1 pseudogene is annotated in these 286 nt (G+C 66.8%); it reads left to right on the forward strand.

Annotation, left to right across the window (positions count from 1 at the left end):
* A pseudogene (locus FXF52_RS41380) lies at positions 1-286 on the forward strand (hypothetical protein); the annotation flags it as partial.

Here is a 286-nt window from a genome sequence, read left to right on the forward strand (position 1 = left end):
CGCTGGGAAGCCGGTCGCCGCGGTCCAGGCCGACAAGCCGGGCGTGGACATGGGCAAGCTGATTCCGCATGGTGTGCAGGGCGCCCAGTCGAAGATTGATCTGAACGACGAGCAGACCGCGAACGCGAAGGCGATCATCGCCGCGACGAAGAAGGCTGGTCTGCCGGAGCGGGCCGCGGTGATCTCGATCGCCACGAGCCTGCAGGAGTCGAAGCTGGAGAACCTGGGCCACCTGGGTGACGCCAATGATCACGACTCGCTGGGCCTGTTCCAGCAGCGCCCGAGC

This window comes from Micromonospora sp. MP36 (assembly GCF_008119785.1).
Lineage (GTDB): Bacteria > Actinomycetota > Actinomycetes > Mycobacteriales > Micromonosporaceae > Micromonospora.